The 24,921-nt window shown below is 67.4% G+C and carries 22 protein-coding genes, 1 tRNA gene and 1 other RNA gene; 11 read left to right on the top strand and 13 right to left on the bottom strand.

Annotated elements, in window-relative coordinates:
* The first annotated feature begins 307 nt into the window (after positions 1–307).
* Positions 308–3,415: a S8 family serine peptidase gene (locus ACYSM9_RS16665; RefSeq protein ID WP_461858071.1), complete on the top strand. Its 3,108-nt coding sequence runs from the start codon at positions 308–310 to the stop codon at positions 3,413–3,415.
* A 302-nt stretch (positions 3,416–3,717) separates the two neighbouring features.
* Here ACYSM9_RS16665 and ACYSM9_RS16660 read toward each other — a convergent pair whose 3' ends face one another.
* The 3 genes from ACYSM9_RS16660 to ACYSM9_RS16650 form a co-directional block, all read right to left on the bottom strand.
* Complete coding sequence (locus ACYSM9_RS16660) at positions 3,718–4,641, bottom strand: 3-methyladenine DNA glycosylase (protein WP_461858069.1); 924 nt, start codon at positions 4,639–4,641, stop codon at positions 3,718–3,720.
* On the bottom strand, positions 4,628–5,188 hold the full coding sequence (locus tag ACYSM9_RS16655) for an SSI family serine proteinase inhibitor (protein WP_461858068.1): 561 nt from the start codon (positions 5,186–5,188) through the stop codon (positions 4,628–4,630). Before ACYSM9_RS16655 ends, ACYSM9_RS16660 begins: the two co-directional genes overlap by 14 nt.
* A 66-nt stretch (positions 5,189–5,254) precedes the next feature.
* Positions 5,255–5,737, bottom strand: coding sequence for a MarR family winged helix-turn-helix transcriptional regulator (locus ACYSM9_RS16650; protein ID WP_461858067.1), 483 nt, complete (start codon positions 5,735–5,737; stop codon positions 5,255–5,257).
* 78 nt (positions 5,738–5,815) lie between these two features.
* Here ACYSM9_RS16650 and ACYSM9_RS16645 point away from each other — a divergent pair, with 78 nt between their 5' ends.
* Both ACYSM9_RS16645 and ACYSM9_RS16640 read left to right on the top strand, forming a co-directional pair.
* Positions 5,816–6,058: a hypothetical protein gene (locus ACYSM9_RS16645; protein WP_461858066.1), complete on the top strand. Its 243-nt coding sequence runs from the start codon at positions 5,816–5,818 to the stop codon at positions 6,056–6,058.
* Between the two features lie 160 nt (positions 6,059–6,218).
* The gene (locus ACYSM9_RS16640; RefSeq protein ID WP_461858065.1) at positions 6,219–6,434 is read left to right on the top strand and encodes a hypothetical protein; all 216 of its coding nucleotides are present in this window, start codon (positions 6,219–6,221) and stop codon (positions 6,432–6,434) included.
* A gap of 84 nt (positions 6,435–6,518) precedes the next feature.
* Here the strand turns inward: ACYSM9_RS16640 and ACYSM9_RS16635 are convergent, their stop codons facing one another.
* Positions 6,519–7,877: an aspartate kinase gene (locus ACYSM9_RS16635; RefSeq protein ID WP_461858064.1), complete on the bottom strand. Its 1,359-nt coding sequence runs from the start codon at positions 7,875–7,877 to the stop codon at positions 6,519–6,521.
* Between the two features lie 320 nt (positions 7,878–8,197).
* Between ACYSM9_RS16635 and ACYSM9_RS16630 the strand changes: the two genes are divergently transcribed.
* Positions 8,198–9,325 carry a hypothetical protein gene (locus tag ACYSM9_RS16630; protein ID WP_461858063.1) on the top strand — a complete coding sequence of 376 codons (1,128 nt, stop codon included), beginning with the start codon at positions 8,198–8,200 and terminating at the stop codon, positions 9,323–9,325.
* Positions 9,326–9,366: 41 nt separating this feature from the next.
* On the opposite strand, the gene recR is transcribed toward ACYSM9_RS16630, so the two are convergent.
* The 4 genes from recR to ACYSM9_RS16610 all read right to left on the bottom strand — a co-directional run bounded on the left by recR (position 9,367) and on the right by ACYSM9_RS16610 (position 13,751).
* Complete coding sequence (gene recR, locus ACYSM9_RS16625) at positions 9,367–9,966, bottom strand: recombination mediator RecR (RefSeq protein WP_461858062.1); 600 nt, start codon at positions 9,964–9,966, stop codon at positions 9,367–9,369.
* Between the two features lie 80 nt (positions 9,967–10,046).
* Positions 10,047–13,265, bottom strand: a complete 3,219-nt coding sequence (locus tag ACYSM9_RS16620) for a DNA polymerase III subunit gamma and tau (RefSeq protein ID WP_461858061.1) — start codon at positions 13,263–13,265, stop codon at positions 10,047–10,049.
* A 21-nt stretch (positions 13,266–13,286) separates the two neighbouring features.
* Positions 13,287–13,383: signal recognition particle sRNA small type (gene ffs / locus ACYSM9_RS16615), an RNA gene on the bottom strand.
* Positions 13,384–13,427: 44 nt separating this feature from the next.
* Positions 13,428–13,751 carry a hypothetical protein gene (locus tag ACYSM9_RS16610; protein ID WP_461858060.1) on the bottom strand — a complete coding sequence of 108 codons (324 nt, stop codon included), beginning with the start codon at positions 13,749–13,751 and terminating at the stop codon, positions 13,428–13,430.
* 328 nt (positions 13,752–14,079) lie between these two features.
* Here ACYSM9_RS16610 and ACYSM9_RS16605 point away from each other — a divergent pair.
* Positions 14,080–14,164: transfer RNA gene (locus ACYSM9_RS16605), tRNA-Ser, on the top strand.
* Between the two features lie 4 nt (positions 14,165–14,168).
* On the opposite strand, the gene ACYSM9_RS16600 is transcribed toward ACYSM9_RS16605, so the two are convergent.
* The gene (locus tag ACYSM9_RS16600; protein WP_461858059.1) at positions 14,169–15,149 is read right to left on the bottom strand and encodes an oxygenase MpaB family protein; all 981 of its coding nucleotides are present in this window, start codon (positions 15,147–15,149) and stop codon (positions 14,169–14,171) included.
* 188 nt (positions 15,150–15,337) lie between these two features.
* On the opposite strand from ACYSM9_RS16600, the gene ACYSM9_RS16595 reads away from it, so the two are divergent.
* The 3 genes from ACYSM9_RS16595 to ACYSM9_RS16585 all read left to right on the top strand — a co-directional run bounded on the left by ACYSM9_RS16595 (position 15,338) and on the right by ACYSM9_RS16585 (position 18,374).
* Positions 15,338–16,834: a M23 family metallopeptidase gene (locus ACYSM9_RS16595; RefSeq protein ID WP_461858058.1), complete on the top strand. Its 1,497-nt coding sequence runs from the start codon at positions 15,338–15,340 to the stop codon at positions 16,832–16,834.
* A complete protein-coding gene (locus tag ACYSM9_RS16590; RefSeq protein ID WP_461858057.1) occupies positions 16,773–17,282 on the top strand; it encodes a glutathione peroxidase in 510 nt (169 codons plus the stop codon). The genes ACYSM9_RS16595 and ACYSM9_RS16590 overlap by 62 nt, the downstream gene beginning before the upstream one ends.
* Positions 17,283–17,444: 162 nt before the next feature.
* Positions 17,445–18,374, top strand: coding sequence for a phosphodiesterase (locus ACYSM9_RS16585; protein WP_461858056.1), 930 nt, complete (start codon positions 17,445–17,447; stop codon positions 18,372–18,374).
* 87 nt (positions 18,375–18,461) lie between these two features.
* Here ACYSM9_RS16585 and ACYSM9_RS16580 read toward each other — a convergent pair whose 3' ends face one another.
* Positions 18,462–20,099 (bottom strand): stealth family protein, encoded by a 1,638-nt coding sequence (locus ACYSM9_RS16580; RefSeq protein WP_461858055.1) that lies wholly within the window; start codon positions 20,097–20,099, stop codon positions 18,462–18,464.
* A gap of 96 nt (positions 20,100–20,195) precedes the next feature.
* Entirely contained in the window at positions 20,196–21,125 is a 930-nt protein-coding gene (locus ACYSM9_RS16575) for a hypothetical protein (RefSeq protein ID WP_461858054.1), read from the bottom strand.
* Between the two features lie 147 nt (positions 21,126–21,272).
* Between ACYSM9_RS16575 and ACYSM9_RS16570 the strand changes: the two genes are divergently transcribed.
* Positions 21,273–21,572 (top strand): type II toxin-antitoxin system VapB family antitoxin, encoded by a 300-nt coding sequence (locus ACYSM9_RS16570; protein WP_221385451.1) that lies wholly within the window; start codon positions 21,273–21,275, stop codon positions 21,570–21,572.
* Entirely contained in the window at positions 21,565–22,239 is a 675-nt protein-coding gene (locus tag ACYSM9_RS16565; protein WP_461858053.1) for a LytR C-terminal domain-containing protein, read from the top strand. The genes ACYSM9_RS16570 and ACYSM9_RS16565 overlap by 8 nt, the downstream gene beginning before the upstream one ends.
* A 4-nt stretch (positions 22,240–22,243) precedes the next feature.
* On the opposite strand, the gene ACYSM9_RS16560 is transcribed toward ACYSM9_RS16565, so the two are convergent.
* Both ACYSM9_RS16560 and ACYSM9_RS16555 read right to left on the bottom strand, forming a co-directional pair.
* Entirely contained in the window at positions 22,244–22,894 is a 651-nt protein-coding gene (locus ACYSM9_RS16560) for a TetR/AcrR family transcriptional regulator (RefSeq protein WP_461858052.1), read from the bottom strand.
* Between the two features lie 39 nt (positions 22,895–22,933).
* Positions 22,934–23,632 carry a DsbA family oxidoreductase gene (locus tag ACYSM9_RS16555; RefSeq protein WP_461858051.1) on the bottom strand — a complete coding sequence of 233 codons (699 nt, stop codon included), beginning with the start codon at positions 23,630–23,632 and terminating at the stop codon, positions 22,934–22,936.
* Positions 23,633–23,846: 214 nt separating this feature from the next.
* Between ACYSM9_RS16555 and ACYSM9_RS16550 the strand changes: the two genes are divergently transcribed.
* The gene (locus tag ACYSM9_RS16550; protein ID WP_461858050.1) at positions 23,847–24,908 is read left to right on the top strand and encodes a glycosyltransferase family 4 protein; all 1,062 of its coding nucleotides are present in this window, start codon (positions 23,847–23,849) and stop codon (positions 24,906–24,908) included.
* The last annotated feature ends 13 nt before the right edge of the window (positions 24,909–24,921 follow it).

The raw sequence follows: 24,921 nt of genomic DNA, 5'->3' as shown, positions 1-24,921 counted from the left end.
GAGCAGTCCTCCGAGCAATCAGCATCTGGCTGACAGCTTTAGGAGACACGCCCTAACGCCAGGGCGTCCTTCGGGGCGCCCTTTTCGCGTCCCGCCGTACCTTTCCGGCCGCCCGGTATGACAATCAAAGATAGTTCTCTCCGCGCTATGTCATATCTGGCTATCAGTCTGTAATCTTTGAGCAGCCTGGTCTCACCAAATTACAAGATCTGTAATTTCCTGTGCGGTGCCAGTCGTTCGGGCCGCCCCCATGGCTGGGCGGCACATCGTGAAAGGGTTGCGCGTGAATTCAACTGGAAAGAGCCCCTTGCGGGCTGGGGGACTCCGGAAGGCCACGGCGCTGGCCGTCGGGTTGCCCCTACTCCTTGGCTCGCTGGTGGCCGGTCCCGCATCCGCGGCACCGGAAGGCCCGGGACGCGGCACTGCGGCTGCCGGCACCCCGGGCACTCAGTTCAAGGACGGCCGGTACATTGTGGTGCTGGCCGGCCCGGCGGCTGCGGCCTACGAAGGACAGACGCCCGGGCTTGGTGCAACCAAACCCCGGCAGGGCAGGAAGCTGGACGCGGCCAGCCCCAATTACCAGGCATACGACGCTTACCTGCGCCAGCAGCAGCGGGACGTCGCCGCCAGCCAGGGGGTGGCCCCCGCGAAGCAGTACACCGCGGCGCTGAACGGTTTCGCGGCCGAGCTCACCGCAGCCCAGGCTGCCGCCTTGTCAAAGGACAGCAGGGTCCTCGTGGTGGCTCCCGACGTCGAAAACAAGCCCGACTACACCACCACCGGCTTCCTCAAGCTCAGCGGCCCCGACGGCGCCTGGGCCAAGCAGTTCGGCGGGGAAGCCAACGCCGGAAAGGGCGTGGTGGTGGGTGTGATCGACTCCGGCTACGCGCCGGACAATCCCTTCCTCCAGGGCGAACCCGTTGCGCCGCTCCAGGGCGACCCGCAGGTGGGCGTCCCCTACCGCACCGGCGATGGAAAGATCGCCATGCTCAAGGCGGACGGCACCACGTTTGAAGGCGAATGCCAAAAGGGCCAGCAATCCGGCGCAACGTTTAACGGGTCGCTCTGCAACTCGAAGGTGGTCGGTGCCCGCTACTTCGCCGATGCTTTCCTGCAGTACGTCGCCCCGCAGGACCGCGCCAAAGAAGAACTGATCTCACCCGTTGACGTGGGCAGCCACGGCACGCATACGGCCACCACGGCAGCCGGCAACACGAACGTCGAACAGGTGATCGATGGCGTCAGCTTCGGCAAGGGTTCGGGAGTGGCGCCCGCCGCCAAGGTCTCCGTCTACAAAGTCTGCTGGGAGGACAAGAACCCGGATACGGGCGGCTGCTACTCGTCCGCCTCAGTTGAGGCCGTGGACGCAGCCCTCAAGGACGGCGTGGATGTCCTGAACTACTCCATTTCGGGCAACAACAACAGCACCACCGACCCCGTAGCGCTGGCCTTCCTCAACGCCGCCGTGGCCGGAGTGTTCGTCTCCGCGTCGGCCGGTAACTCCGGCCCCGCGGCGTCCACCGTCAACCATGCCTCGCCCTGGCTCACCACCGTGGCTGCCTCGACCTTCCCCAGCGACCTGCTCGGAACGGTCAAGGTCTCCGACGGTTCGCTGTACCGCGGCGCCTCCATCATGAAGACCGAAGTGGCTGGCAAACCCACTGTCATTGCCGCGGCAGCTGCCGCCGCCGGAGCCACCAACGCCAACCTGTGCGCACCGGGATCACTGGATCCGGCGAAGGTGGCCGGCAAGGTGGTGGTCTGCGACCGCGGGGTGGTGGACCGGACCGCCAAGAGCCAGGAAGTCCTGGACAAGGGCGGGGTGGGCATGATCCTGGTGAACCTCACCAGCAGCTCGGAGGATGCCGACAACCACGCGGTGCCCACGGTGCACGTCAACGCCCCCAAGAGCCTGGAGCTGAAATCCAAGCTGGAGTCCAACCCCGCCCTGACCGTCAGCCTGGTCAAGGGCGACCTGACCGGGCTGCCTCCGGCCCCGGCACCCCAGATCGCGGGATTCTCGTCCCGCGGGCCCACCCTCGCTTCAGGCGGTGACCTGCTCAAGCCGGACATCGCGGCACCGGGCGTCAACGTCCTCGCCGGTGTTTCCACCATCGGCAACGACGGCGACCAGTTCGGATTCATGTCCGGCACGTCCATGGCGGCACCCCACATCGCCGGCTTCGGCGCCCTGGTGCTGGCGAAGCAGACGTCGTGGACCCCCGCCATGGTGAAGTCCGCGATGATGACCACCGCCTACCCGCTGGTGAACGCGGACGGCTCCGCCAACACCGATCCCTTCCAGGGCGGCGCGGGCCACATCGATTCCAGCCGCGTGCTCGATCCAGGACTGGTGTACAACTCCGGCAGCCAGGACTGGTTCGCCTTCCTCAACGGCCAGGGTGCGGAAACCGGTGCTCCACAGGCGGGATCCATCGCCGCCCGCGACCTCAACCTGCCCTCGATCGCGCTGGGCAGCCTGGTGGGAGAAATCCAAGTGAAGCGGAAACTCACCGCGTTGGTGCCGGGCACCTACCGCTCAGAGGTGAACATGCCGGGCTTCAACGTGCAGGTGGAACCAAAGGTCCTGAGCTTCGGCAGCGCAGGCCAGACCCGCGACGTGACCCTCACCATCCGGAACGCCAGTGCCCCGATGGGCAAGTTCAGCACCGGAACACTGACCTGGAAGGGGCCGAGGACGGTGTCCTCGCCCATCGCCGTCCGGCCCGTTGATGCCCAGATCGCCCCGGCGTTCTCCTTCAGTTCACCGGGCGGGACCGGCAGCGGTTCCATGGAGCTCGTATCAGGCTCGGACAGCCCCATCGCCGTCGGCGTGGAGGGCCTGGCCCCGCTGAGCCAGACGGCCGTCACCAAGACACCGGGCGCCTACGCCGCCACCAACGACGAGCACAACGCACTGCTCCAGGTACAGGTGCCGGCCGGCGCCTCCTTTGCCCGGCTGGGCATCCAGGCCCAAACGGACGACGTCGACTGGGACATGGTGGTCTACGCGCCGGACGGCTCGGGCGGGCTGACGGCCACCCAGGTGGCGACGGCCTCTGCCAGCGAGTTCCTGGACATCGACTCGCCACGGCCCGGGACATATTACGTGGTGGCCAACCTGTACTCCACGCCGGACAATGGGCCGGCCACTGCCTCCGTCCAGGCGGTAACGTTCGCCGGGGATGCCGGAAACCTCACGGTGGATCCAAACCCCATCGTGGCTCCGAACGGAACTGCCACGTCGGCAACCCTGTCCTGGACAGGCCTTTCTGAAGGGTCGTACCTCTCGCGGCTGAGCCTGGGCGGCAACGGCATCAGGACCTGGGTGAACGTACAGGTGGGATCCGGTTCCGCCGCGGCCCCGGCGGGCGCCCCGCAGGTTGGACTGGCGCAGGCGGTCCCCGGCAGCTGACATCAAATGAGCTGGGGGGAAGGTCCCGGGAGGCCATCGGCCGCCCGGGACCTTTTTCGTCCCTGCTTCGTGCCTGGAACCGGTGACTATGGCCACCTGTGGGCCGCCGTACTGCTGCGTGCACAGCTTCGGAGGACCCGGCACCGGGAAAAAGATGGCTTCGCCGAACTGTTCCACGGCAGCGAGGGCCGCTTCCGGATCCGGCACGGTGGTGCCGTCAGCGGGGTGGCCATCCCTGGCCACCAAGCGGAAGACGTATTCGGGCGAGTCAGCATCCGCCCGGATGCTGACGGTCAGGTCGATCACGAGCGCTGCCCGGCCGTGGCCGCCTCGAGTTCCAGCGCCAGCCTCTCCCGGAGCGCCGCCGCCTCCGCAGCAAACGTCCGCTGGTGCTCCACGTAGGCAGCCTTGCCCTGCGGGGTCTCGATCGGAATCGCGGGATATCCCCATTCCGCGAGGTCGTAGGGCGAGGCCTGCATGTCCATGGCCCGGATGCGCCAGGACAGCTCGAAACAGTCCATCACCAGCTCGCTGGGCAGGGCCGGCAGGAGCTTGTACGCCCACTTGTAGAGGTCCATGTTGGCGTGCAGGCAGCCCGGCTGCTCCAGGTGGCGCTGGGTTTCCCGGGTGGGCGTGTACTCATTCAGGGGGAGGGCGTCCGGGGTGTAGAAACGGAAGGCGTCAAAGTGGGTGCAGCGGATCCTGTTGTCCTCCACCACCTTGTCGGTGCCGGCCGGCCCCAGCCGGAGCTGCAGGTATTCATGGCGGAGATCGAACTTGTCCTGGCGGTACACCATCGCCCATTCGTGCAGGCCGAAACAGCCGAACTGCGCCGGCCGGGCGGCGGTACCGCGGAGGATGACGCCCGCGAAGGCCACCGCGTCCTGGCGGTCGGCGAGGAAGGCGGCCCGGTCAAAGGTGACCGCAATGGTTCCCGCCGGCAGCCGCAGCAAAGCGAGCTCGCCGTCGTCGAGCGTCCTGTAGTGCTTCCAGCCGCGGCGCAGCGCCGCCTGCGCTCCGGTCAGGACCGCCCCGGCGCCGGGGTGCCAGCGCTTCAGCTGGCCGGGCTTTTGGGTGTAGTAGGTGAAGAGGAAGTCTTCCACGGGGTGCTTTTGCCCCGCGGACCGGCGGGCCAGGTAGGGATCGGCGTAACGGCTGACACGCTGCAGGTGGGTTTCCTCCCTGCTCCGTCCGGTGTCCGCCGCCAGGAGGCTAAGACGCACCACCGGCGGTGCCCAATACGTCCTTGGCGGCCTCCCAGGCGCTGATTTCGCACCCGTTGGTCCGGGCAAAGGCGGCATCCACTGCCACTGCGTCCACCACGCCGGTCACCGTCGCCTTTTGCGGGCCGCCGTATTGCTGGGTACAGGCCTGGGCGGTTCCCTGCGTGGACGGGGCGAGGATGGCGGGGTTCGCCTTTAAGGCCGCGCAGGCTGCGGCGGCGCTGGGGTGGCTGCTTTCCGCGGCAGGCGTTCCGGACGTGCAGACCAGTGTGTAGTCGAGCTCAGCTGCGCCCTCCGACGGCACAACGGTAATGGCCAGTTCGGCGTTTCCCTGGCCGGGTCCGGGCGACGGGCGGGATGTCGCGGGGGCGGGGGCCGGCACCGAGGTTTCCGCGTCGGCGGACGGGGTGCCTGACGCCGAGGGCGTGCCGGCGGGGGAAGGGCTGGCCGGTGCGGGGTCCGACGGCGAGCCTTGCGGGGTGCCGGAACAGCCGGCAAGCAGGGAGGCACCAACTGCCAGGACTGCTGCGAACAGCCGCACCTTGCGCATCAGGCCACCTCTCCTTGGTCCAACAATTCTAGCCATTTGCAGGTTCGGGGCCACACCCGGGCGGGTTCAGCCGGCGGCAGGCTGCTGGGAAGAGCGGGTTTCGGAGGTGGCAGCGATCAGCCCCACCATGGACGCGTGCAGTTCGGCGACCTGCTCGCGGGTGAGCCCAAGCCGCTCCATCATGGTCCCGGGCACCTGGAGGGCCTGCTGCCTGAGCGCGGCGCCTTCGGCGGTCAGTTCGACGGCGAGGGCACGCTCGTTCCCGTCCATGCGGCGCCGGGTAATCAGCCCGGAGGCTTCCAGCCGGCGGAGGAGGGGAGAGATGGTGGCAGGTTCCTGGGCGAGCGCGTCGCTGATGTTCCGCACTGTTCGGGGGCTTCTTTCCCAGAGGCAGAGCATCACGAGGTACTGCGGATGGGTCAGGTTGAGTTTCTCCAGTACAGGCTTGTAGGCCCCGACGACGCTGCGTGCAGCCACCGTCAGGGCGAAGCAGAGCTGGTGCTCGAGCAGCAGGTCCTCATCCTGGGCCAGGTCCGCGCTGGTGGTCATTGATCCTCCAATCGTTAGGGCACTAATAGTTAGTGTACATTTTTGAGCAGGAATACAGTGAGTGGAAGGAACCGCTTCATGGACAGGGCCAGGTCACGGGAAAAGGGCAACGCCTCCCAGCGCTTCATGCGTGCCACGGGGAAGCTGAGGGCAGTCTTCGGTCCCGCAAACCGATCCTCCCTGGCGCATGACATGACGGAGGAGAACCGCAGGCTGCTGGCCCAGCGCCAGGCCGAAACCCAGCAATGGGAGACCGTCACCCGGCCGGATGGCAGCACGTATGTCGTGCCGAAGAACCCGGACGACCGGTCCCTGCGCTGACATCCGGGCGCGGCCCGCGACGCCGCGCCGCTGCCCAGGCCCTGTCTTCGCGGCACCCTGCCGGCGCCTTTTTCGCGTGGCGGGTTTAAACTAGGGGCACTGGCTCCCCGCCGGAGGCAGCGGCGCTTTCACCCGAGGATCGGGAAGGGGGTGGAAAACAGTGGCACATGTCCTCAGTGGTTTCATGAGCCTGACTGACAGGCTCCGTTTCTTCTTCGGTCCGGCTACCCGGCTGGACGCCGACACGCCCGTCGTGCACAAACACGACGAATTTGAGCAGGCCTCCGAAGAGGATCTCGCGCACTTCGTGGTGGAAACCGACTCAACCGGCCACCACTACGCGGTGCGCCGCGAAGACTTGGAGAACGAAGGCTGACTGCACCATTCATCCGGGCCGCTTAGACACACAAAAGCCGGGCCGTCCTCTTCGAAAGGACGGCCCGGCTTTTTGCTGGCTTGGCTAGCGGCCGGTGCCGCCGTAAACGGTGGCTTCGCTCTCGCTGTCCAGCCCGAACGCCTTGTGGATCACCCGGACCGCCTCGTCGAGCAGATCGGCGTGGGTGACCACCGAGATGCGGATCTCCGAGGTGGAGATCATGTTGATGTTGATGCCGGCGTCCGACAGGGCCTTGAAGAACGTGGCGGACACGCCGGGGTGGGAGCGCATGCCGGCGCCGATCAGGGACAGCTTGCCGATCTGCTCGTTGTACTCGATGGTCTCGAAGCCGATCTGGTCCTGGGCGGCGTGGAGCGCAGCCAGGGCATCGGCACCCTCGACGATCGGCAGGGTGAAGGAGATGTCGGTCTTGCCCGTGCCGTGCGTGGATACGTTCTGGACGATCATGTCGATGTTGGAGTGCGCGTCGGCAATGACCTGGAAAATCGCGGCGGCCTTGCCGGGAATGTCGGGGACGCCGACCACGGTGACCTTGGCTTCTGAACGGTCGTGGGCAACGCCGGAGATGATTGGCTGCTCCAAGGCAACTCCCTCTTGAGTGGTGATCTTGTCTTCGGCGCTGGGGATGACCCAGGTGCCTTCGTGCTGGCTGAATGAGGAACGGACGTGCAGCGGGACACCGAACCGGCGGGCGTATTCCACGCAGCGCAGGTGCAGGATCTTGGCGCCGGACGCTGCGAGCTCCAGCATCTCCTCGCTGGAGATGGTGTCGATTTTCTGGGCCGACGGCACGACGCGGGGATCGGCGGTGAAGATGCCGTCAACGTCCGTGTAGATTTCGCAGACGTCGGCTTCCAGGGCTGCTGCCAACGCCACCGCCGTAGTGTCGGAGCCGCCGCGGCCCAGGGTGGTGATTTCGTTGGTGGCACGGGTCATGCCCTGGAAACCCGCGACGATGGCAATGTTGCCCTTGTCCAGTGCGGTACGGATACGGTGCGGGTCGACGTCGATGATCCGGGCCTTGCCGTGGATTCCATCGGTGATCATGCCGGCCTGGGATCCGGTGAAGGACTGGGCGGACGCGCCGAGCTTGTTGATGGCCATGGCCAGCAAAGCCATGGAGATGCGCTCGCCGGCGGACAGCAGCATGTCCATTTCACGGGCGGGGGCGGAGTCGGTGACCTGCGCGGCGAGGTCCAGCAGCTCATCAGTTGTGTCGCCCATGGCCGAGACCACCACCACGACCTCGTTGCCGGCCTGCTGGGCATCCACGACGCGCTTGGCAACCCGCTTGATCCCGTCCGCGTCTGCCACGGACGAGCCACCGAATTTCTGCACGATGAGCTGTTTGGTCACGGCTTTGCCAGCGGGCGGCACCTGCGGCTGTGTTGCGTTGTGCACTTCGGTGGTGGGCGTACTCATGCGCGTACCTTCATTGGATCAATTGGAGTTCTGGAGGCTTGGCAGCCTGACGCCGGGCCGGCGCGACTTCCTCCCGACAGTTTATCGCCGCACAAAGAGCGGCGATAAATTGTGACCGCATGCCGGTCCCCACAGCCGGTCCGCGGCGCACCGGGACAGGACACTGACGGACCTCCCGCTGCCGGGGGCCACCTGGACACCGGCTGTTGTGATGGTCTGGACATGCTTCCGCCGCTGATCCACCATGGGACTGGCCTGGCATTACGCAGCCGCGGCGCGTAATGCCAGGCGGAGATTCTCCCGGGAAGGCGGTGCAGCGCGTGGCTGATGACCAGCAGCTGCCAACTGACCCGGTGCCGGGTCCCGCCGTCGAAAGGATCGGATCCTGGCTGGACGGTCAGCCTTCCGGCCAGGATGACGACGACGGGGCCCGCCAGGAGGGTCCCGGGACTCCGGCGGTACTGCGGACAGTCGCAGCGGACTTGTGGGCGAATGTCCGGTCGCTGCGCTTTTGGCTGGTGACGGTGGGTCCCGCCTGTGCCTTGTGGGTAATCGCGCTGATCCTCGTGTGGCTGCCTGGAAGCGGGAGTGATCCGTCCGGGTGGCTGCCCGCGCCCCTGCTCACCTTCATGGTGGCGCTCGTGCTGCTGCCGCCTGCGGCGGCGCTTGTGGCGGTGCACTGGGGCATGGACTGCTACAGGGCGCGCCTGCGCCCGGACCTTCCACCCGGAAACCAGGAGTCCGGGCCTGGTGTTGCGGTTCCGGTTTTGGCCGCAATCATGCGGAGCCTGGTGTTTGTGGTCCTCGTCCTGCTGGGGCTGCTGGCGCAGGCGGCGGCTGCCGGACAGCCTGCCGTTCTGGCGGCGGTGTCGGCTGCTGTAGCCGCGGCGGAAGCCGTCGTCTTTGGCGCAATGGGGGCGGCGGCCGCCGCGCTCGTGCGGAACGCCGGCGCCGCCAAGGTCCTTGGCTGGATTCTGGCGCTGTTCCTGGTGGTCGGCAACGTCGCAATGGCTGCGCTGGTGGCCCCGGCCCTCCGCTCGGAAGAGTCCGTAACCGTGGCCATCAACGTGCAGCGTGCACCTGACGGCACGCTCGTGGCCTATGAGTGCTCACCCGTCCCGGCAGGCGTGCAGGAGGTGCACCGGACCGAGCAGCTGTGGTGGCTGGTTGGCTCGAACCCCGCCGTGGTTTTCATCATGCTGGCCGGCGCGGAAGACGGCGGGAAGGAGGCCTTCGGCTGGGTGTCTGCCCAACTGCAGGAAGCAGCCGACGGCAGCCAGGTCCCGTGTGTCAACGGTGAGCCGCGGAGCAGGGACGCGGTGCGCATGCCGGTGGCCGCCGCAGGGCTTTTAGTCCAGGCGTGCGTGGCAGTGGCCCTGGTGGCCGGGGCGGCGGTGGTGTCCCGCCGCAGGAACTCCCGCCTGGTGCAGTCGGGGCAGTCCGGATAACCGGGACAGCCCGGGACGGGCGGTGGGGAGTGGTCCGAGGGTCAGCCCAAGGCGTTCCGGCGCCCCTCGAAGGCGCGGCCCAGCGTGACCTCGTCCGCGTACTCGAGGTCCCCGCCTACCGGCAGGCCGGACGCCAGGCGGGTCACGGTGATCCCGATCGTCTTCAGCATGCGGGCCAGGTAGGTGGCGGTTGCTTCGCCTTCCAGGTTGGGGTCGGTGGCGATGATGACTTCCTGGATTTCGCCGTCGTTGAGCCTGGTGAGAAGTTCGCGGATCCGCAACTGCTCAGGGCCCACGCCGGCGATGGGATTGATGGCACCGCCGAGCACATGGTAGCGGCCGCGGAACGAGCGGGTGCGTTCCACGGCGAGGACGTCCTTGGACTCCTCCACCACGCAGATGACAGACGGGTCGCGGCGGGGATCCCGGCAGATGTTGCACTTTTCCTGTTCGGTGACGTTGCCGCAAACGGTGCAGAACTTGACCCGTTCCTTCACCGTGGTGATCGCATCCACCAGCCGCTTCATGTCCTGGGGGTCCGCTTCAAGGATGTGGAATGCCAGCCGCTGCGCGGACTTTGGGCCCACCCCTGGAAGGCGTCCGAGCTCATCGATCAGCTCCTGGACCGCACCTTCGTACACGTTTCCCTCTTAACTTGGTATGGATTGCGGGCAAAACCGGTTGTTCAGCGGTGGGCACGCGGGTGCTGGCCCGGGCCGGGTCAGTAGCGTGGCGGGACCGGGCTTCCGTCCAGGGACCGTTCCTCGATCAGTTTTCCGCCGAGGATGCGTTCCACCGCGGCCCGCCCGAATACCCCTGATTCCTCAATAGTTTCGTCGTCGGCGCTCGGTATGTCCTGGACGTACGCCGTTGCTGTGGCAGCAACATTCGAGGGTGCCTTGGCGCGGCCGGCTGCCGCCTCGGGACTGTTGGACAAGCGCTGGTACAGGCTCTGGCGCGTCTCGGTCCGCGCGGCTGCCGGCGCGCCGCCGGAAGCCTGCGGGCGGACGGGTGCAGGGGCGGGTGCAGCGGCCGGGGCGGAGCCGGCGGAGGCCATGGCAAATTCGGGCGCCGGCGCGTTTTGGACGGACGACGCCACCGGCGTGTTGACTGGAATGGACGGTGGCACCTGCGCGGTGGCCGGCTCGTACCGGGGAACCGGCACGGGTGCGTCCTCGGACGGTGGGGCCGCGGGAGTTGAAGCGGCCGCCACATTGCTTTTGTCACCGACCACCCACACCCCGGGGGCCTGCTCGACGGCCTTGGTCCAGGGATCGTGCGCCGTGGCGGCGGACGGCGTAGGACCCCCGGCAGCAGGTGATTGTGGGGCAGCCTCCCGGCCGCCCGGACGGGCCGAAGGTTCCCAGTCCATGGGAGGTTCCTCGTCCATCGGGGGAGCGTCCTCGTCCCGTGGCGGTCCCCAGTCGTCGTCCGAGTAGGAGTAGTCTCCGCCGGCGTCGGGGTACGACGCGGCGGCCGGTTGCGGCTGGCGGCCATCCCGGGCGGGTGCCGCATTGCTGGACACCGCATTGCCGGACACCGTATTGCCGGGCACCGCTTTGTTGGACCCCGTGGGGGTGGAGGCCGCGGTGGTGGGGGCCGCGCCGGATTGCTGCGGCGCCAGGGTTTCGCCGCTGGGAGCGGTGCCTCCGGCCTGCTGACCGAAGCCCTGGGCGCCAACGGCGGGGCCTGCCTCGCGGGAGGGCGTGCTGGCGGCGGTCCGCGCCTCGGGGACCGTGGCCTCAGGGGCCGTGGTCCGGGCCGGGGCGGCCGGACTGTCCGTAATGGAGGGAGCAGGTGCCAGTCCCCACGCAATATCAGCTGAAGTGGCGGGAGCCACCGGGCTGGCGGGGACTTTTGGGTTTGGCTCAGAGCTCGATTGGCTGGGGCCTGTCGACTGGCCAGAGCTGTTCGGTTGGCCAGCGCCGCCCGCCACCGCGTTGATCTGGCAGTCAATGCCCACCGTCTTGTGGATCGCCTGCCGCAGGTTCTCGGAGTGGTCCGCGCGGCCGAAGGCGCCGGCAAGCCCCTGCGTGGTGAAGGACAGCGTCAGGACGCTGCCGTCGTACGAGTTGACCTGGGCATTGGGCTCAACCAGGGCCCACGTGCTGCGCTTGATCTTGGAGAGCGTCTGCAGGACGTCGGGCCACGCCCGGCGCAGTACTTCGACGTCGCCCATGGCCGAAGGTGCGGCCGGAGCGGAGCCCGCAGGTTGCGTCTGCTGTCCGTCCTGCGGCGGCCGGCTGGAAGACACCGGCCCTCCCTGGGTTGGCTGGACCGGGACCGGGGTTCCCCCGGAGGGAGCCTTGCCGGCCTGTGCGCCGTCGGCCTGGGTCCTCGGGGCCTGCTGCTCGCTGGCCTGTGTACCACCGGCCTGTGTCCCACTGTCTTGTGGCCCACTCGCCTGGGGCGCGGCCGGTGTGACAGGCTGCGCGGCAGGGGCAGCCGGCCGCTCCGGTGCCGCGGTGGTTCGTGCCGCGGCAGCTTCATCAACCGGCCAGTCCGTGGTGCTGACGCGGGGCGGGGTGAGCGGGACCCGTGGACCACCGGCGGCAGCGCCCTGGGCGTTCTGGGCCTCCCGGGGAACCGCGGATGCTTCCGGGCGGGGCGTTGCGGCGGGTGTTTCAATGGCGGGTGTTTCTGCGGCGGCAGCTGCGGGCTGGCCGGCCCGTGCCGATTCCTGCCCAGGCTGGGGTGCCGGGGCCTGCACTGCCGGAGCGGGAGCGCCGACGTCGTTGCCGGCATAGTTGAGCCGCCGCTCAACGCGGTCGATCCGCGCAGCCATGCCGCGCTCGTTCTGTTCCGAGCTGGGGAGCAGGATCCGGGCGCACAGCAGTTCGAGGTGCAGCCGGGGCGAGGTGGCACCCGTCATTTCGGTGAGGGCCGTGTTGGTGACGTCCGCCGCCCGGGAAAGCTCCGCTGCCCCCAAGTTGTGGGCCTGGTTCTGCAGGCGCGCGATCTGGTCCGCGGGCATTCCGCGCAGGATGGCGTGGGCGCTTTCAGGCATGGCCTGGACGATGATCAGGTCGCGGAACCGCTCCAGCAGGTCCTCAACGAACCGGCGGGGATCATGGCCCGTCTGGATGACACGGTCCACGGCCCGAAAGACCGTGGCGGCATCGGAAGCGGCAATGGCTTCCACCACGTCATCCAGCAGTGAAGCGTGGGTGTAGCCGAGCAGCGCGACGGCGAGTTCGTAGTCCAGCCCATTAGGGCCGGCACCGGCCATGAGCTGGTCCAGCACTGACAGCGAGTCGCGGACGGAACCGCCGCCGGCCCGGATGACCAGCGACAGCACTCCGGGGGCCACGGGCACGTTTTCCTGCTGGCACAGCAGTTCGAGGTACGCCATCAGCGGCTCCGGCGGCACCAGCCGGAACGGGTAGTGGTGCGTGCGCGAACGGATGGTCCCGATGACCTTGTCCGGCTCGGTGGTGGCGAAGATGAACTTGATGTGCTCCGGCGGTTCCTCCACGATCTTCAGCAGGGCGTTGAACCCGGCTGAGGTGACCATGTGGGCCTCGTCAATGATGAAGATCTTGTAGCGGTCCCGGACGGGGGCGAAGGTGGCGCGTTCGCGAAGATCCCGTGCGTCGTCGACACCGCCGTGGCTGGCGGCGTCGATCTCGATAACGTCCAGTGAACCTGAACCGCCGCGGGCCAACTCCACGCAGCTGGGGCAGGTGCCGCAAGGGGTATCGGTGGGACCCTGGGCGCAGTTGAGGCAGCGTGCCAGGATGCGGGCGGACGTGGTCTTCCCGCAGCCCCTGGGGCCGGAGAAGAGGTAGGCGTGGTTAACGCGGTTCTTCCGCAAAGCCGTCATCAGCGGCTCAGTGACGTGCTCCTGTCCGATAACGTCGGCGAACGAGTCGGGACGGTATCTGCGGTACAGGGCGGTAGTAACTGTCACAGAGAAAACCCTACCAATCCGGGCTGACATCATGCCGCCCTGTGGGGGAATAGTAAAGACCCCCCATGCACCCGCCAGAGCCCGTCTACCCTTGCTACCTTCCGGTCCTGGGGGAGTTCAACAGGATGACGCCACATGAGGGGCCGTCAGATACTTTACCCGAACATGTGGCGCGACTCGAATCGGGCGCCCTCACCGCCACCCGTCCACGCGCCACGTCATGAACGCAGGTTCTTCATAGGGGTGCGCGGCCCGCAGCGCGGCGACGACGGCGGCCAGCACCTGTCCTTCAACCACGCACTCGATGCGGTCTTCGGCAACCGCTTCGGGCGTCCCTGGCCGCCCGAGGTAGGGGCGGGAGCCCTGCTGCGGGGTGAACCTGCCCGTCCCGGCTACGACAAAGGAGCAGTGCGAGTAGTTGCCCAGGCGGCCGGCGCCGGCGTCGCCGATGGCATCCAAAACCTTCCCCGTATGGGACGCGGGGACATAAACCACCAGTGCGTGGAGCTCAGCCATGGACCTATCGTGCACGATGAGGACGACGGGCGCGCCGGTTTCCATTGCTTATCCCGGCTGTACGCACGATCATGGGAACGTACACCGATTGGGGCAATCTCAAGATTGTGAGCTGTGTGGCCTGGCTTCGCGGTGCCGGACCGGGCAGTTCAACGGCGTATCCGTGGGGAATGGGCGCGTTGGGGGCGTCCATTTCCGCTTTAATGCAGCCCACCTGCGCATGGCATGGCGGGCGCATTCCGGCGTTGGGATGGCCCGCAGTCCGGCCAATTGGGCGTTGCGGAAAAGTTCAGGTAGTCTAGTACCTGCTTTTGATTCAGAAGCAGTTGGAGAATTCGCCTAGCGGCCTATGGCGCACGCCTGGAACGCGTGTTGGGTTAACGCCCTCGGGGGTTCAAATCCCCCATTCTCCGCCGGTCAGGAACCCGGCTCCGGTACGTCCGGAGCCGGGTTCTTTTCGTTGGGCAATACCGCCGATGCAGTGGGCGGGCGAGGCCCGCCCAACCGCCGCAACCGTTCCCTCGCCGCTTGCTCGCTGGGACTCCTGCTGCCCAGTGCAACGCGGACGACGCCGAGCACCGCCTTGGTTGCCAGCCTCACCGGGAGCGGGAACGGGCCGAGCCGTGTAACGGCGAGTCCGAGCATGGCGCGGTACCTCGGCTCCAGGCTGTAGACCGCGCCGGCGAACAGCACCTTGTAGCCCGGCCGCAGCAGGGGATGCAAGGGCGGATCGCGGATGAACCGTACCGTCTCCGCCACTCTTTCGTCGGCCCGAAGCTCGCCGAGCCCATACCAGCGGTCCAGCTCAGTGCGCATTTCCGCTTCCGTTTGGGGCGGATCCTCCACCCCCATCAGCTTGCCCGCCTGTGCCCACTCGCGGACGTAGGCGTCGGGGCCGCCGGGAATGGGGCCGCCCCAGATCTTGTGGGCAGTGAGGAAAGCATCCGTGAAGGCGATGTGGATCCAGCGGGCCAGTCCGGGATCGTTGGCGCTGTAGGGGCGCAGGGCGCCGGTGTTGTCCCGGTAACTTCCCTGGACGTGCACATGCAGGTGGCGGACGCGCTCCGAGGCATCCTCGGCGGCGGTCCTGGAGCCGTAAGTGACGGTGAAGATCCAACGGATGGTGTTGGCCAGGCGGCGGAGGGGGTCTTCACGAAAATTGGAATGCTCGTGCACCCCGGCCAGGGCCCCCGGGTGCAGCGACTGCATCAGCAAGGTGCGGATGCCGGCCACGATGGGCGACATGGAACCATGGACCGCCCACACCGCGGACCCGGGCAGGTGATACCCGGCGTCATTGCCATCGGCCAACCGCAGGGACCATTCCGGAGGCGCGTCTGCTTTGCCTGAAAAGGTCTTCTTCAGTTCGTCCTGCCAGATGCGAAGGACATTGCGCATGACCCATTGTGTCCCATTTTTCCGGGGCTGGCAGCGGTCGCTGCCAAGTCCAGCCGGCCTCGACCCCCTAACGCCCGATAAAAAACCCGCATTGTGCGGCAGCAGGGTTCCCAGCGTTTGTGCGCCTGTGGTCCCATGGGACGTACCGTCGAGACAACGTGCGGTCAGCCACCTGGTGGAGTCATCAATTGGGCAAGCATTGGAGGCCCGGCAGCGGCAAGCCGGCGCACGGTTCCTTGCCGCTTGCTGCGCGGGCAGTGGCCGCGGCAGGCGTCGTGGCAGCCTCGGTCGCCGCGGTCAACCTCGCAACCAGCGTCCCAGAACCGGGCCAGCCGGCAGGCTCCCTTGCCCAGGCCGGGGCCGGCGAAGCCCGGGGCGGCGCCGCAACAACCCAACCGTCCGCCCCGCCCGCCGGGAGCGGAGGGCGCCCCACGGACGCTGCTCCGACGGGGGTGGACCAGGTGGGCGCAGGAACGCTGGCGCCGCCTGTCCTGTCCGACTCACACGCGATCGTTTCATTTCCCCACCCGGCCGTCGGCAGCTTCGGGGATGGCGGATCCGGTGGACTGACCATTGGACCGGCAGGGGTTGGCAGGCCTCCCGCCGGGTTCCTCATGGCGCCGTTGCAGGTCCTCTTCCCGAGTTCGCCGTTCGGTTTCCGGATCAGCCCGCTGAGCGGGATTGCGGGGGACTTCCACCTCGGCCAGGATTATGCGGCGCCCTGCGGGACCACCGTTTACGCCGCTGATTCCGGCGTCGTGAGGGCGGCAGGCTGGCATCCGTGGGGCGGCGGCAACCGGGTGGAGATTGATCACGGCGATGGCCTTGTCACTACCTACAACCACCTGGAATCGATCGGCGTCCGCACCGGTGACAGGGTGCAGGTTGGGCAGGCCATCGCCCGCGTGGGAACCACCGGCTGGTCCACCGGCTGCCACCTGCATTTCGAAACCATCGTCAAAGGCCGCTACGTGAACCCGCTGGGCTGGCATTTCCTGACACTGCGGGCCCTGGGACAGTTGCTCCCGGCCCAGCTCGTGGCTTACGGGCCTGGCGGGACGCCCTTCCCGGACGGCAGGGTCAGCTGGACCATTCCGTTGCCGATGCTGCCGGATGTTGGATCCATGGCAGCGGGAGCCCGGGTCGGAGGCTCGACGTCGGAGGGAATCGGGGCTGTAGGCGCCGCGTCGCCGTCGCCGTCCCCGGGCGCCGCGTCGCCTTCGCCGTCGCCGACCACAAGCGACCCGACGCCGTCGCCAGCCACAAGCGACCCGACGCCCTCGCCAGCCACAAGCGACCCGACGCCCTCGCCCACTGAGCCCTCGCCGTCGCCCACGCCGACGACGGAGGAGCCTGCCCCGGTAACGACCGAGCCGGTACCCACTACGGACCCGTCGCCGTTGCCGACTGAGGAGCCTGCCCCGGTAACGACGGAGCCGGAACCGACGGCCGACCCCCTGCCGACGGAGCAGCCCGCACCTATCGAATCCGCGACACCCATTGAAACGGTGGCCCCCGTCGAAACCGCTACCCCCATCGAGGCGGCGCCCAGCCCGGAATCATCCAGCCCAGAAACTTCCACCCTGGACCCGTACGGTGAGCCCACGGCGACGAACTCTCCATATGAAGAACCTTCCGGAGACGCGACGCTCACCCCTCTACCCGATCCCACTACTGCTCAATGACGGCACGGATACGGAATTCGGCCGGTTCGAGGGAAAGGTGGTCCTGGTGGTCAACGTGGCTTCCAACTGCGGGTTCACACCGCAGTATGCGGCGCTGGAGTCCCTTTACGGCAGGTTCCGTGACCGTGGCTTCGAGGTCCTGGGCATGCCTTGCAACCAGTTTGCGGGGCAGGAGCCGGGCACGGACCGCGACATCGCCGAGTTCTGCGAACGCAACTACGGCGTCACGTTCCCGCTGACCGCCAAGGCGGATGTACGGGGCAGGAACCAGCACCCGCTGTACGCCGAGCTCACGAAATACCGGACCGGCCTGCTGCCCGGCCTCGTGAAGTGGAACTTCGAGAAGTTCCTGGTGAACCGCGACGGCGATGTGGTGGGACGGTTTGCCCCGGGCGTTGAGCCCGACTCGCCCCGGATCCTGGCCGCGATCAACGAATGGCTGGGGTGATAAGAGCGGAATATCCGAATGCAATATGAAAATGCGCAGTTTTACGAAGTTTTTCCACATCAGCTACGGCGATTTACCCCGTGTTTGCCAAATGTCTGATTGGATAAAGATTACTGAAGGGTAGAAGGGAAGAACGGCTTCCCACCGACCACAGAGGCAGCAATGGAGCACATCGAGGCCGAACATCCCCGGCCACGCCATTTCCTACTCCACCTGAGCGACCCCCACCTGTTGGGAGGTCCAGAACCCCTTTACGGAAGCGTCGATAGCGAAGCGCGGCTCATCCAGCTCTTTGATGAAGTGAAGGCGTCCGGCGCGCGTCCGGAAGCTGTGATCTTCACCGGAGACCTCGCGGACAAGGGCGACGCCGAAGCCTACGTGAAGCTGCGGGCCATCGTGGAGCCCGCGTGCCGGGACATGGGTGCAGAGGTCATCTGGGCCATGGGCAACCACGACGACCGCGCCAACTTCCGGATGGGACTGCTCGACCAGCCGGGGACCGCCGAGCCCGTGGACCACAGCTACTTCATCAACGGGCTGCGGGTTATCACGCTGGACACCACTGTTCCCGGTTTCCACCACGGCGAGCTGAGCCCGGCACAGCTGGACTGGCTGGCCCGGCAGCTGGAAACGCCCGCCCCGGACGGGACCATCCTGGCTCTCCACCACCCGCCGGTCCCCTCCGTGCTGGACCTTTCGGTGCTGGTTGAACTGCGCGACCAGGCGTCGCTGGCGGCCGTGGTGCGCAACTCGGACGTACGCACCATCCTGGCCGGCCACCTGCACTACTCCACCACCGCAATGTTTGCCGGTGTCCCCGTCTCGGTCGCCTCGGCTTCCTGCTACACCCAGGACCTGAACGTTCCGGTGGGCGGCACCCGCGGGCAGGACGGCGGCCAGGCGTTCAACCTGGTGCACGTGTACGAGCACACGATTGTGCACTCCGTGGTTCCGCTCGGCAGCTCACCCACGGTTGGCGAATACGTGTCACCGGAGGAGACTGCGGCGCGCCTGGAAGCGGCCGGGGTCCGGATTCCCGAGACCACCCAGCAGCGCGTGGGCGCCCGGCTCGGCGTGCCCACCAGGCGCTAAGCGCCCGGAAACCGCCGCTGCCCGGAAACCGCCGCTGCCCCGGAAACCGCCGCACCCCGCGGACACACCCCACCCGGGGCGTGTCCGCTACTTTTCCCAGGGCGCCTTGATGGGGAAGTACTTCTCCAGGAAGTTGGTCACCACTTCGGCGCGCTCGTCTGCGCTGACTTCCGGGAAGCTGCCGTCGTTGAGGCAGAAGAAGTCCATGTTGCGCTTGGCCAGCAGCTTGGGGAGGTACTTCAGACCGGCCCGCATGGTGGTGTCCACGTAGCGGACTTTCGCGGCTGTCTGCGTGACGGCCCGCCCGGTGAGCAGCGCGTAGTAGTGGTAGAACGAGTTGGTGACGGAGATGTTGTCCGCCGCCCGGAACCGGCTGGCGGCCGTCTTGCGGAATTCCTCCGGAAACTCCTCTTCCATCTGGGTTACCAGGCTGCGCCGCAGGGGAGCGGCCGTGTGCTCCAGGTGGCGGGTGGTGATCCGGCCGAACCGGTTCCACAGGAGCTTGCGGTTCACCCGGGCAGCGTTTTCGAAACCGCTGCGTTCGGCGTCGTTCTCGCCCAGGCCGATCCTGGTCTCCGCCTCGATGAACTTGGTGATGCCGCCGGGAGTGAAGAACATGTCCGGGCCGACGGGCCGGCCGAAGAACATGTCGTCGTTGGAGTACAGGAAATGCTCGGACAGGCCCTCGATGTGGTGCAGCTGGCATTCCACGGCCTGGGAGTTGTGCGTAGGCAGCACCGACGGGTCGGAGAAGAATTCCCCGCTGCGGACGATGGTGACGGACGGGTGCTCCGCCAGCCACGCCGGCGCGGGGGAGTCCGTGGCGATGAAGATGCGGCGGATCCACGGGGCGAACATGTACACGGACCGGAGCGCGTACTTGAGTTCGTTGATCTGCCGGAACCGGGCTTCGTGGTCGTCGCCCTCGCCCAGGACATGCCCTTGTTGCTGGGCGCGGCGGGCGGCAATGTATTCGGGGGAGCTTCCGTCCACCCAGGAAAACACCAGGTCAATGTCGAAGCTGATGTCGCTGGCGTGGTCGGCGAACATGTTCTCGATGGTGGGCCACGTGTGGCCGTAGCGTTCCACGGTGCCGCGGACCGCATCCTGGCGCAGCAGGGTCCGGCGGGTCAGGGAATTTTCGATCGGCAGGATCAGCTGTTCGCCTTCGAAGGACCACAGCTCGATCTGGACGCCGGCTGAGGCGCCGAACTCAAAGCCACCCACGGGTTCCACGCGGGGCCGGTACAGGCGGAAGATGCGTGCCTGCCGGTTGGGGGAAAGTTCGCCGTCGGCCACCAGGACGGACGTCTTCTTCTTGGCGTCCACCGTCATGGAGTAGAAGGGCTCGTCCCGGCAGGCGTCCACCAGGGCGGCACGGAGCTTCTTGCGGTCCTTCCAGTCCAGGGCGATGACCGGCCGGTCGTTGTTGCCGCGCACCAGCAGGTAGGCCAGTTCCGCATTCACCAGTACGTTGCGCACGAACAACAGGTCTTCCACCATGGCCTGGTAGGGGGTCCTGGTGTCATTGATCAGGGCGTAGCGGCCTTTATGCCGCACCACATCGGGGCGGTGCTTGAGGCGCTGCTCAGCCGCCGCCGAGGTGATCTCGGAATGGAATTGTTCCTCTACGGACGCTTGGCCGCCGTAGTAGACCTCGTCCTGGACCGGTGCTTCTGTAATGGGATTCTCCGTGCTGGTGGAAGTGGGCGTTCTTACCTGCATGATAGTCCTGCCCGGATAACGGAAGGTTTCGGGCGGTGGTCAAGCCGCCTCCACGTGGCGGCGCCACAGGAAGCGCACGACGGCGGGCTGCCGGGCTTAGATGCCCAGCGCCTCCCGCCAGCCGCGCAGGAAGGCCCCTCCGGCGTCGTCATGGATGACCGTGGCGTCCAGCCCCAGGTCCGCTGCCGTCAGCACCTGGTACGGCTTGGTGGGCACGCCGTCCGCGGGGCGGACGTCCACGTGCTTCACCGGGTGGTCGTTGTGGTGCAGCCAGTCGGCCATCGCGTAGTCGGTGCGGGAATCGCCCACGGTCCGCCACGCCTGCGGCGTGATGCCTTGGGCTGCCAGCAGCTCCACCGCCCGGCTGGCGCCGAGGTCCTTGCCTAGCCGCACCGACTCGATGTCCGTGGAAATGATGGTGGGGTCCACGCGGTAGTCCACCTCGTCGTCGGAATTCGGTGCATGGTGGTCCAGCCGGACGACGCCCAGTCCGTGGCGGCCCATCAGTGCCATGGCGTCGGCGTCGAACAGCTTCTGCTCGGCCAGGTACTCCGCGCTGGGCACGTCGATGTGCTGCTCCACGGACACCATGGCCCGCTTGGTCTCGTCGAAGAACATGTGCGCCGCGTAGTCCTCCGCCACCAGGCGGCGGACGTCGTCGCCGTACGCGGCCGGCACGGCCAGCTCCCGGTCCACGTGGACATGGCCGGGGCCGGCAGCGGTGTAGCTGAACCACACGGCGCCCTTTTCGCAAACGGCGTGGATGACCGTCCCTGACGGGATTCCCGCCGCGATCATCGGCTCCATGACCTGTTCCCGGATGAAGGCATCCGAGCGGCCGGTGTTGAAGACGACGGGAATGCCGGCCGCGGCGAGGGCCACCAGGTCCGCGATGATGTCCGGTTTCACGTCCCGGGTCACGGGGCTTGCCACCGGCCCGTCCACATCCAGCAGGAGCGCCAGCGGCGGCGTCGACGGCAGGCGGGTTCCGGGCGCGGGCACGGCGGGGGACTCGGAGGCTGTCATGGGTCCATTCTGTCAGCAGTGCCCGCATTGGCAGGCTCCGGCACAGCGAAAGCCGCCCAGATGACGCATGGTCACTGTTTGGCTACAACCTCCGGCCGGTCCGCGCTGATACTTTCCCTGCGGCGCCCCGGTGCCTACTGTGGCAGGGTGATATTCAAAGCTGTGGGCGAGGGCCGCCCTTACCCCGACCATGGTTACAACACCCCGAAGCAGTGGGCGTCGCTTCCGCCGCGCCCGGTCCGGCTGGATGAACTGGTCACCACCAAGCGGACCCTGGACCTGGAGGCATTGCTGGCCGAGGACTCCACGTTCTTCGGGGACCTGTTCCCGCACGTGGTGCAGTACCGGGGCACGATGTACCTGGAGGACGGGCTGCACCGTGCGGTCCGCACCGCACTGCACCAGCGCACTGCCATCCACGCGCGCGTCCTGGTGCTCGATGGCTAGGCGGAGGCCGGTGGATCCGGGCATCCTGCACGGCCACCACGTGGTCAGCGGGCCGGAGCTGCGGGCAGCCATGGAGGCCGCCCGGGATGCCGATGAGACAGGCCGGGTGCGCCGGCGCGTGCTGCACGGCGTGGTCCTGGTGCTCCTGATCGGCCTGATCGCCGCAGCCATCATCCTCGCGCTCGCCATCATCAACGGGCGGTTGAAGATCCCGGCCGCGGAACCGGCTCCCGCGCCGGTCTCTTCCTGCCCCGCGTCAATGTTCGACTACACACCGAACGACAAGATCAACCTCAACGTCTACAACTCCACCAACCGGCCGGGCCTGGCCCGGACCGTGGCGGACGAGCTGCTGGCGAGGAAGTTCGCGGTGGGAGCGGTATCCAACATCAATGCCGGCTACCGGGGCGCTGCGGCAGTGGTGTCCGGGGCCGCCGGGCAGGCAGCCGCCTTCAGCGTGCAGCGGAACATCCCCGGCTCGGACTACTTCCAGGACGGCCGGACGGACGCCAGCGTGGACCTCATCCTCGCCCACGATTACAGGACGCTTGTCCCGCCGGAGCTGGTGGACCAGACACCCGGCAAGCTCAGTTGCCCCCGGGAAAGCCGGCGGACCGCGGACGGCGACAAGTGGCCGGTCATGCCGTCGGCAGCCCCCACGCCCTGACGGCTCAGCCGGCCGCCGGGGAAAGGGGACCCACCCGGACGGGCCGCCCCCCGCCGTCGAACCTGGCGCCCGCGCCAAGCTGGATGAACCGCACCGTGCGCGCCACGCGGGCTTCAAGCTCGGCGGGTTCGTCGCTGCCCCGGGCGGCGCTTGAGGACAGCGTGCCGAGGATCAGCTGCGACTGCTGCCCGACGTCCGCAACGGGCAGGTAGCCCTGCTCCATGCCGTCGCGCAGGATGTCCTGCAGCAGGACGCTGAGTTCGCCCACATGGTCGGACAGTTTGGCAAAGGACGACGGCGACAGCACCGCCCCCATGGCAGGGCCCGGGGGGAGGTGGCGGCGGCTGAGGTCCACCACCTGGGCGCGGACGTACAGTGCCAGGCGGTCCACCGGATTCTCCAGCCGGCCGAGCGCCTCGCGCAGGTCTGAGAGGAACTTCTCGGTCTCGTCGAGCGCGTAGGAGATCAGCAGCTCTTCGATGTCCGCGTAGTAGTTGTAGACGGCGGTCCGGCCGACGCCCGCGTGCCGGGCCACGTCCGTCATGGTCAGCCCGGGAAGGCCGTGCGAAAACAGCAGCTCACCGAAAGCGGTCAGGATCCGGCGCTGGGTGCCCGCGCGCTGCTCGGCGTTGCTGGCGGCTGTAATCCTCGGCATACAGACACTTTACAGCGATGTGTCAGTAAACCGGGATGGTTAGGGGGAACACCCGTCCGGGCCGCACGCTTCGGCCTCGCCGGAGTTGACCAGGACCAGCGGGTTGGCATCCTGCCAGGCCTGGTTCAGGGCGGCGGTGAAGGTCTGCACGGGCTGCGCGCCGGACAGGCCGAACTTGCGGTCGATGACGAAGAACGGCACGCCGCTGATGCCCAGGGCTCGGGCCTCGCTGAAATCGTGGCGCACGTCAGCGGCATACTTGTCGGTGCTGAAGAGCTCTTCGACTTCGTCCCCGGGGAGGCCCAGGTCGCGGCCCAGGGCGGACAGGTAGTCCCTGCTGCCGATGTCCCTGCCGTGCTCGAAGTGGTCGCTGAGCAGGCGCTCCTTGGCCGCGTCCTGCCGCCCGTGCGCGGCGGCGAGGTGGATCAGGCGGTGCGCCGTGAAGCTGTTGGCCACCACCACCTTGTCGAAGCGGTAGTCCAGGCCTTCGCCCTTGGCCTGCTGCGCCACGTGGCCGAACATCTGCGCCACCTGCTGCGGCGCCAGGCCCTTGCGGGTGCTCAGGTATTCCAGTTCGGTTCCGTCGTAGTGGTCGGGCAGCGTGGGGTCCAGCTGGTAGCTGCGCCACACCACGTCCACAGAGTCCCGGTGCGGGAAGTCCGCCAGGGCCGACTCGAAGCGGCGTTTTCCAATGAAGCACCACGGGCAGGCAACGTCAGACCAGATCTCAATCCTCATGGTTTCCATAACCGGCCCTTCCCGGAAGCCATTCCGCGCAGGTCTATGACATCAGCCACATTGGGTCTTGTGGCGGGAGCGATCCTGGGCAATAGTCGGATCAGAGCTCAAGCAGCGGGCCCTTTCGAAGTGAAAGCATTGCAGCGGGTAAATCCGTGCAATGGGATTCTTGCCCGGCCAGCTGGGGAGCCCGGCCTGTCATCTGGGAGCAGGAATGCGGATAGGACTGGTTGCAGGACCTTGGATTCCAGTACCGCCGGCAACATATGGTGGAACTGAACGTGTGGTGGACACCCTTGCCCGCGGCTTCGCCGCCGCCGGTCATGAGGTCCTCCTGGCGGCGCCGACTGAGAGCACCTGCCCGGTGCGGCTGGTCCCGAAGATGCGGCCGGCCGACTATGACGGGCTCGGCACCACGATCTCGGAGCTCAGCCACGTCACCCGGGCCTACGAGGGGCTGCAGGACGTGGACATCATCCATGACCACACCCTGACAGGCCCGCTCTACCTGCACCGGCCCCCGGAGGTGCCGGTGGTCACCACCATCCACGGCCCCATCCATGAGCAGGCGGCGGACATCTACCGAGCCGTGGCACGCCGTGGTGCGGTCATTGCCATCTCCCGGGACCAGGCGTCGCACGCCCCGGACGTTCCCGTCACGCGGGTAATCCACCACGGCATGGACCTCTCCCGCGTCCCGGTCGGGACCGGCGGCGGCGGGTACCTGTGCTTCGTGGGCCGCTCCTGCCCGGACAAGGGGCTGGTGGAGGCCATCACCATTGCCCGGGAGGCGGGGGTGCACCTCAAGATCGCCGTCAAGATGCGTGAACCGGACGAGGTGCGCTACTTCCGCGACGTCGTCGAGCCGATGCTGGGCTCCAACGAGGACTTCGTGGGGGAAGTGGACGATGCCGGCAAGTACCAGCTCATGGGGGAGGCCCTGGCGTTCCTGAACCCCATCCAGTGGTCCGAGCCGTTCGGCCTGGTCATGATCGAGGCCATGGCCACCGGGACGCCGGTCATTGGCACCCTGATAGGTTCCGCGCCGGAGATCGTGAAGCATGGACGGACGGGTTTCCTGGGTCAGACCGGCGAGCTGGCGGGGTACGTTCCGGCCGCTGCAGGGCTGGACCGGGCTGCCTGCCGCAAAGTGGTGGAGGACCGGTTCAGTGCATCCCGGATGGTGGCCGAGCATCTGCAGCTCTACCGGGACCTCATCGAAGGGAAGACGCCTGCAGGGGTTCCGCAGGCTCCGCGAGTGCACCAAAATCTATAGGGGCAATGCTTTC

Source organism: Arthrobacter sp. C152, assembly GCF_054890965.1.
The sequence above is the reverse complement of the archived record's forward strand: the minus strand, read 5'-3'. Positions and strand labels throughout refer to the sequence as shown.